The organism is Pseudomonas sp. (assembly GCF_050739655.1).
Lineage (GTDB): Bacteria > Pseudomonadota > Gammaproteobacteria > Pseudomonadales > Pseudomonadaceae > Aquipseudomonas.
This window is the reverse complement of record NZ_JBOIBY010000344.1, coordinates 1-7505: the sequence shown is the minus strand read 5'-3', so window position 1 is coordinate 7505 and position 7505 is coordinate 1. Positions and strand designations below refer to the sequence as shown.

At 61.8% G+C, this 7505-nt stretch carries 7 protein-coding genes; all 7 read right to left on the bottom strand.

The window, feature by feature from the left end; all coding sequences use genetic code 11:
- Window positions 1–131: 131 nt before the first annotated feature.
- Window positions 132–1274, bottom strand: a complete 1143-nt coding sequence (pqqE, locus tag ACRESJ_RS16500) for a pyrroloquinoline quinone biosynthesis protein PqqE (RefSeq protein ID WP_431601119.1) — start codon at window positions 1272–1274, stop codon at window positions 132–134.
- Window positions 1252–1524, bottom strand: a complete 273-nt coding sequence (gene pqqD, locus ACRESJ_RS16495) for a pyrroloquinoline quinone biosynthesis peptide chaperone PqqD (RefSeq protein WP_431601118.1) — start codon at window positions 1522–1524, stop codon at window positions 1252–1254. Before pqqD ends, pqqE begins: the two co-directional genes overlap by 23 nt.
- A complete protein-coding gene (pqqC, locus tag ACRESJ_RS16490) occupies window positions 1521–2273 on the bottom strand; it encodes a pyrroloquinoline-quinone synthase PqqC (protein ID WP_431601117.1) in 753 nt (250 codons plus the stop codon). Before pqqC ends, pqqD begins: the two co-directional genes overlap by 4 nt.
- A gap of 168 nt (window positions 2274–2441) precedes the next feature.
- Complete coding sequence (gene pqqB / locus ACRESJ_RS16485) at window positions 2442–3356, bottom strand: pyrroloquinoline quinone biosynthesis protein PqqB (protein ID WP_431601116.1); 915 nt, start codon at window positions 3354–3356, stop codon at window positions 2442–2444.
- 55 nt (window positions 3357–3411) lie between these two features.
- Window positions 3412–3483: a pyrroloquinoline quinone precursor peptide PqqA gene (gene pqqA / locus ACRESJ_RS16480; protein WP_003253598.1), complete on the bottom strand. Its 72-nt coding sequence runs from the start codon at window positions 3481–3483 to the stop codon at window positions 3412–3414.
- 257 nt (window positions 3484–3740) lie between these two features.
- On the bottom strand, window positions 3741–5261 hold the full coding sequence (gene exaC, locus ACRESJ_RS16475) for an acetaldehyde dehydrogenase ExaC (RefSeq protein ID WP_431601115.1): 1521 nt from the start codon (window positions 5259–5261) through the stop codon (window positions 3741–3743).
- Between the two features lie 235 nt (window positions 5262–5496).
- The gene (locus tag ACRESJ_RS16470; protein ID WP_431601114.1) at window positions 5497–7272 is read right to left on the bottom strand and encodes a PQQ-dependent methanol/ethanol family dehydrogenase; all 1776 of its coding nucleotides are present in this window, start codon (window positions 7270–7272) and stop codon (window positions 5497–5499) included.
- Window positions 7273–7505: the final 233 nt, after the last annotated feature.

Below are 7505 nucleotides of genomic sequence, written 5' to 3'. Positions count from 1 at the left end.
GCGTGGGAACGCCTCAACGGACGCTCCGCGTTCGGCTCCTGATTGGGACGCAGAGCGTCCCGGGCTGCATTCCCACGCAGAGCGTGGGAACGATCATTCACTGCAGTTCCCACAGGTTTGTGTGGTGTGGTCTAGCCGCGGTAGATCAATTGTGAAGCCTTCTCATTGCGCTGCGTCAGGTGCTCCATGCCCTGCCCCGGCGCCTCGGCTTCTTCCCGGGCCTTGAGAATCACACCATGATGGGGCGATTTGGCGCACACCGGGTCGGCATTGGCCGCGTCACCGGTGAGCATGAAAGCCTGGCAGCGGCAGCCTCCCAGGTCCTTGTGCTTTTCATCGCAGGAGCGGCACGGTTCCTTCATCCACTCATCGCCACGAAATCGGTTGAAGCCAAACGAGTCATTCCAGATGTGCTCGATGCTGTGCTCGCGCACATTGGGAAACTGCACCGGCAATTGCCGGGCGCTGTGGCAGGGCAATGCCGTGCCATCCGGGGTGATGTCGAGGAACAGATTGGCCCAGCCGTTCATACAGGTCTTGGGGCGTTCCTCGTAGTAGTCCGGGGTCACGAAGATCAGCTTGCACGGATGTCCCTGGGCTTCGAGACGTTGGCGATACTCGTTGGTAATGCGTTCGGCGCGTTGCAATTGCTCGCGGGTCGGCAACAGCCCAACGCGGTTGAGTTCGGCCCAGCCATAGAACTGGCAGGTGGCCAACTCGACGAAATCCGCTTCCAGCTCCAGGCACAGATCGATGATGCGGTCGATATTGTCGATGTTGTGCCGGTGGGTGACGAAGTTCAGCACCATCGGATAACCCTGCGCCTTGACGGCCCTGGCCATGGCCAGTTTCTGCGCAAAGGCCTTGCGGGAACCGGCGAGCATGTTGTTCACCGCTTCATCGGCGGCCTGGAAACTGATCTGGATGTGATCGAGCCCGGCGACCTTGAAATCGCGCACCTTCTGCTCGGTGAGGCCGATGCCCGAGGTGATCAGGTTGGTGTAGTAACCCATGTCCCGCGCGGCCTTGATCAACTGCGCCAGGTCCTGGCGCACCAACGGCTCGCCACCGGAAAACCCAAGCTGTGCCGCGCCCATCTCCCGCGCTTCGCGGAACACACGAATCCACTCCTCGGTGCTCAATTCCTCGCCGTGCCGGGCGAAGTCCAGCGGGTTGGAGCAGTACGGGCATTGCAGTGGGCAGCGGTAGGTCAGCTCGGCGAGCAGCCATAACGGCGGCCCCGGCAATGTGTCACTCGATCCAGAATTGCGCATGGGCCACCTCCAGAAACGCCAGCACGTCCTCGTCGATACCCGGCACACCGGGAAAACTCGCGTTCAGTCGCTCGATGATCGTCGCAACGCTGCGCTGGCCGTCCAGCAGATCGAGAATCTGCCCGGCACTGGCGTTGAGCTTGATCATGCCCTCGGGGTACAGCAGCACGTGACAATCCTGGCGCGGTTCCCATTGCAGGCGAAAACCCCGGCGCAACGACGGTGACTGCTCGCGATCAATCAGGCTCACAGAACGATCCCCCGATGCCAGACATTGTCGCGGGTGACCGTGTGATAAGGCGGGCGTTGCAGCTCATAGGCCATGCTCATGGCGTCGAGCATGGTCCACAGCACGTCGAGTTTGAATTGCAGGATCTGCTGCATGCGTTGCTGGGCCTCCAGGGTTTGGTAATGGGCAAGGGTAATGCGCAAGCCGTGCTCGACATCACGCCGGGCCTGGCCCAGGCGCGTGCGGAAATACTCGTAGCCGGCCGGGTCGATCCACGGGTAATGCTGCGGCCAACTGTCTAGGCGCGATTGGTGGATCTGCGGCGCGAACAGCTCGGTCAGGGAGCTGCTGGCCGCCTCCTGCCAACTGGCGCGGCGGGCGAAATTGACGTAGGCGTCTACCGCAAAGCGTACGCCGGGCAGCACCAGCTCCTGAGAAAGAATTTGTTCGCGATCCAACCCCACCGCTTCGCCCAGGCGCAGCCAGGCTTCAATACCGCCCTCGCTGCCGGGAGCGCCGTCGTGGTCCAGCAGGCGCTGAATCCACTCGCGGCGGATCTCACGGTCCGGGCAGTTGGCCAGGATTGCGGCGTCTTTGAGCGGGATGTTGACCTGATAGTAGAACCGGTTGGCGACCCAACCCTGGATCTGCTCGCGGCTGGCCCGGCCTTCGTACATCGCCACGTGGTACGGGTGATGGATGTGGTAGTAGGCGCCCTTGGCGCGCAGGGCGGTTTCGAATTCGGTGGGGGACATTGGAGTGTTGGTCATTGTTGTTCTCCAGGAAACTGCCGGTTGGAATCTTTGCTGACTGTGCCGGCCCTATCGCCAGCAGGCTGGCTCCCACATGGTTGTGGTGTGTCTTCAATATTGTGTTCACCACAGATCCCCTGTGGGAGCCAGCCTGCTGGCGATAGACCGCGCAGCGGTCTCGGCGTCTTACAAGACAATACTCATACCGTCATACGCCACCTCGATCCCCCGCCGCACCAGCAGCGCCCGCTCTGCCGAGTCTTCATCAAGGATCGGATTGGTGTTGTTGATGTGAATCAGCACCTTGCGCTGGCGGGGAAAATCTTCCAGCACTTCGAGCATGCCGCCGGGCCCGCTTTGCGCCAGGTGGCCCATTTCACTGCCCAGGCTCTGGCCGACTTCGCACTGACGCATCTCGTCGTCGCGCCACAGGGTGCCGTCCAGCAGCAGGCAATCGGCGCGCTGCATCCAGCCCAGCACTTCGTCGTCAACCTGCCCCAACCCCGGCGCGTAGAACAGTGAGGCGCCGCTGCGCTGGTCTTCGATGAACAGCCCGATGTTGTCGCCTGGCTGCGGGTTGCCGCGATTGGGTGAATACGGTGGCGCGTTGCTGATCAGTGGAATGGCACAAAACCGCAGGTGGTAGCAGCCCGGAATCCGGAACGGCTCGCGATTCAAACTGACAGGTTGCCACTGCAAGCCGCCGTTCCAGTGGCTGAGCATGGTGAACAACGGGAAGCCGCTGCTGAGGTCCTGATGCACCCGCTCGGTGCACCACACCTGATGCGGGCAGCCTTCGCGCAGGCTCAAGAGGCCGGTGCAATGATCGATCTGGCTGTCCATCAACACCACGCCGGCAATGGCGCTGTCACGTAGCCGACGTGCCGGTTGAAGCGGCGCAAAACTCTCGAGTTGCGCCCGGATGTCCGGGGAAGCATTGCACAGCACCCACTCCAGGCCGTTGTCGCTCAGGGCGATCGACGACTGTGTGCGCCGTTGTGCGCGCAGGCTGCCATTGCGCACGCCGGTGCATTGCCGGCAGTTGCAGTTCCACTGCGGAAAACCACCGCCAGCGGCGGAGCCAAGAACGCGGATGTGCATGGGCAATGCTCCAGAAGGCAGGCCCGGCCAGCGCCGCGGCTGGCCGGGTGATCAATCAACGGTTGGCGAAATACATCGTCACTTCGAAGCCAATGCGCAGATCGGTAAACGCCGGTTTAGTCCACATGGGTCATTCCTCTTCTTGTGCCGGGTGATTCCGGTAGCACCATTAATGCACGGGGCATCCGACGCCCGAATGCTACTTTCGAAGGAGGTTCGGGGGTGCGTTGGTAGGGGGTGTTTATTCGATTTTCAGCAACACCATCAATCCTGTGGGAGCGGGCTTGCCCGCGATAGCGGTCTCACATTCAACATCAATGTTGAATGTGCTGGCCCCATCGCGGGCAAGCCCGCTCCCACAGGTTTAGCGTCATGTTTAAGGAATTAGAAGAACCCCAACGGATTGATGTCGTAGCTCACCAGCAGGTTCTTGGTCTGCTGATAGTGATCGAGCATCATCTTGTGGTTCTCGCGCCCGACACCGGACTTCTTGTAGCCACCGAACGCGGCATGCGCCGGGTACAGGTGGTAGCAGTTGGTCCACACGCGCCCGGCCTTGATCGCCCGGCCCATGCGGTAGGCGCGGTTGATGTCGCGGGTCCAGAGGCCGGCGCCGAGGCCGAACTCGGTGTCGTTGGCGATGGCCAGGGCTTCGGCTTCGTCCTTGAAGGTGGTCACGCCCACCACCGGGCCAAAGATTTCTTCCTGGAACACGCGCATCTTGTTGGTGCCCTTGAGCAAGGTCGGCTGGATGTAATAACCGCTGGACAAGTCGCCCTCCAGGCGTTCAGCCGCGCCACCGGTCAACAGTTGCGCGCCCTCCTCCTGGGCAATGTTCAGGTACGAAAGGATCTTGTCGTACTGCTGCTGCGACGCCTGGGCGCCGACCATGGTTTCGGTGTCCAGCGGATTGCCGCGCTTGATCTTGACGATCTTCTTCATCACCTCGGCCATGAAGGGTTCGTAGATCGATTCCTGCACCAGTGCCCGGGATGGACAGGTGCAGACTTCGCCCTGGTTGAAGAACGCCAACACCAGGCCTTCGGCGGCTTTCTCGATGAACGCAGGCTCGGCGTTCATGATGTCCTCGAAGAAGATGTTCGGCGACTTGCCGCCCAGCTCCACGGTACTGGGAATGATGTTCTCGGCGGCGCAATGCATGATGTGCGCGCCCACCGGGGTGGAGCCGGTGAAGGCGATCTTGGCGATGCGCTTGCTGGTGGCCAGCGCCTCGCCGGCTTCGCGACCGAAACCCTGGACGATGTTCAGCACACCTGCCGGCAGCAAGTCGGCGATCAGTTCAGCGAAGACCATGATCGACAGCGGCGTCTGCTCCGCCGGCTTGAGCACGATGCAGTTACCGGCAGCCAGGGCTGGCGCGAGTTTCCAGGCGGCCATCAGTAGCGGGAAGTTCCACGGAATGATCTGCCCGACCACGCCCAACGGCTCGTGGAAGTGATAGGCGGTGGTGAGCTCGTTGATCTCGGCGGCGCCGCCCTCCTGGGCGCGGATGCAGCCGGCGAAGTAACGGAAATGGTCGGCCGCCAACGGCACGTCGGCGTTCAGGGTCTCACGCACGGCCTTACCGTTGTCCCAGGTTTCGGTGACGGCGAGGATCTCCAGGTTCTGTTCGATGCGATCGGCGATTTTCAGCAGCACCAGCGAGCGGTCCTGCGCCGAGGTCTTGCCCCAGGCATCGGCGGCGGCATGGGCGGCGTCCAGCGCCTTGTCGACGTCGGCGGCACTGGAGCGCGGGAACTCGGCAATCACTTCGCCGTTCACAGGCGAGGTATTGGTGAAGTACTCGCCATTGATCGGCGCGACGAATTCGCCGCCGATGAAGTTGCCGTAGCGTGGTTTGAAGGAAACGACGGCGCCGGGTGTTCCGGGTTGGGCGTAGATCATGATGAGGCCTCTGTCTGGGTCGAAGCCTGCCGTAGCGACAGGCGATAAAATTCGTTCTTTGTAGGATCTGGCTTGTGATCGTTCCCACGCTCTGCGTGGTAACGCCTCAAGGGACGCTCCGCGTTCCAGCTCCGGAGGGGACGCAGAGCGTCCCTGGCTGCATTCCCACGCGGAGCGTGGGAACGATCATTGAGCGACTAAGTCAGTGCGTGGGAATGATCATTGCGCGACTAAGTCAGTGCTTGGCCACCAGGTCTTTGGGCAGCTTGAAGGTCCAGAGCATGCCGCCCTGGTTGAAGTCCTTCACGCGCTTGGCCACTTCGCCGCCCCACAGCGGTACGGCGCCGCCCCAGCCGGAGAGCACCGAGACGTACTGTTCGCCGTCCATTTCCCAGGTCACGGGCGAGCCGAGCACGCCGGAACCGGTCTGGAATTCCCAGACCTTTTCACCGGTCTTGGCATTGAACGCCTGCAGGAAACCTTCCGGCGTGCCCGTGAACACCAGGTTGCCCTTGGTGGTCAGTACCCCGCCCCACAACGGCGCGTAGTTCTTGTGGCGCCAGACTTCCTTGCCGGTTTTCGGATCGATCGCACGCAGCACGCCGATGTAGTCCTCGTTCAACGGCTTGATGGTGAAACCGGCACCGAGGAACGCCGCGCCTTTCTTGTAGGCGATACCTTCGTTCCAGATGTCCATGCCCCATTCGTTGGACGGCACATAGAACAGCCCGGTGTCCTTGTTGTAGGCCATCGGCATCCAGTTCTTCGCGCCAAGGAACGCCGGCGCCACGAACACCGAGCTGCCCTTGACTTCGGAACCCGGCGCGCCGGGACGGCTGGCTTCGTTGTAGATCGGACGGCCGTTCTTATCCAGGCCGGTAGCCCAGGTGATCTTGTCCACGAACGGGAAGCCGCGGATGAATTTGCCGTTGGTGCGGTCCAGCACGTAGAAGAAACCGTTGCGGTCGGCGGTGGCCGCCGCCTTGATTTCCTTGCCGCCTTCGGAATAGTTGAACGACACCAGCTCGTTTACGCCGTCGTAGTCCCAACCGTCGTGGGGCGTGCTCTGGAAGTGCCACTTGATGGTGCCGTCGTCCGGATTGAGCGCCAGGCGCGACGACGAGTAGAGGTTGTCGCCAGGCCGCAGGTGCGAGTTCCACGGCGCCGGGTTACCGGTCCCGAATAGCAGCAGGTTGGTTTCCGGGTCGTAATAGCCGCCAAGCCAAGGGGCCGCGCCGCCGGTTTTCCAGAGATCGCCTGGCCAGGTCTTGCCCGCCTCGCCGCCGGAGATGCCGTTTTCCACGGACTTGCCGTCCTTGTAGACGTAGCCCATGTGGCCTTCGACCGTCGGCCGGGTCCACAACAGGTCACCATTTTTCGGGTCGTAGGCTTCGATCTTGCCCACCACGCCGAATTCGCCACCGGCCACGCCGGTAATCAGCTTGCCGTTGATCACCAGTGGCGCGGCGCTGATCGAATAGCCTTCCTTGTGGTCGGCGACTTTCTTGCTCCAGACCACCTTGCCGGTGTCCTTGTTCAGGGCCACGAGCTTGGCATCGAGGGTGCCGAAGAACACCAGGTCACCATACAAGGCGACTCCACGGTTGATCACGTCGCAGCAAGGGCGAATGTCGTCCGGCAGGCGTGCGTCGTACTGCCAGAGTTTCTTGCCTGTGCGTGCGTCCACGGCGAACACCCGTGAGTAGGAGCCGGTCATGTACATCACGCCGTCCTTGACCATCGGCTGCGCCTGCTGGCCGCGCTGCTTTTCACCGCCGAAGGAGAATGCCCAGGCCGGACGCAGCTCCTTGACGTTGTCGACATTGAGAATGTCCAGCGGGCTGTAGCGTTGTCCCTGGACGCCCAGGCCATTGGTGACCACCTGCTCCGGGTTCTTCGGGTCCTGGAGAATGTCCTGGTCGGAAACGCCGGCCAGCGCCTGGCCGGACAACAGCATGGCACTGAGCAGCAGGCTCAGGACGAAGGGCTGGCGACGTGCGGGTTGAGTCATGACGGCTTCCTCTGCAATTTTTGTTATGCCCGGAAAATTTTTCCGGTCTGGTGCAGATTCTTGAGCGCCGCCACCTGGACAACAATTGGCCGCAATGTGGAGATTTCTAGTTCCTTGGTATGGGGTTGGGGAGATGGATGCCAATAGCGGGAACAACACTGAACCTGTGGGAGCGGGCTTGCCCTAATGCCAGTCAGTTAAGCGATGAAGGTCAACTGTAGGAGCGAGCTTGC

Excerpts from the sequence above, each read along its gene's own strand:
- pqqE (WP_431601119.1), bottom strand. The coding sequence starts at position 1,274 with ATGCGCAATTCTGGATCGAGTGACACATTGCCGGGGCCGCCGTTATGG.
- pqqC (WP_431601117.1), bottom strand. The coding sequence starts at position 2,273 with ATGACCAACACTCCAATGTCCCCCACCGAATTCGAAACCGCCCTGCGC.
- ACRESJ_RS16470 (WP_431601114.1), bottom strand. The coding sequence starts at position 7,272 with ATGACTCAACCCGCACGTCGCCAGCCCTTCGTCCTGAGCCTGCTGCTC.
- exaC (WP_431601115.1), bottom strand. The coding sequence starts at position 5,261 with ATGATCTACGCCCAACCCGGAACACCCGGCGCCGTCGTTTCCTTCAAA.
- pqqB (WP_431601116.1), bottom strand. The coding sequence starts at position 3,356 with ATGCACATCCGCGTTCTTGGCTCCGCCGCTGGCGGTGGTTTTCCGCAG.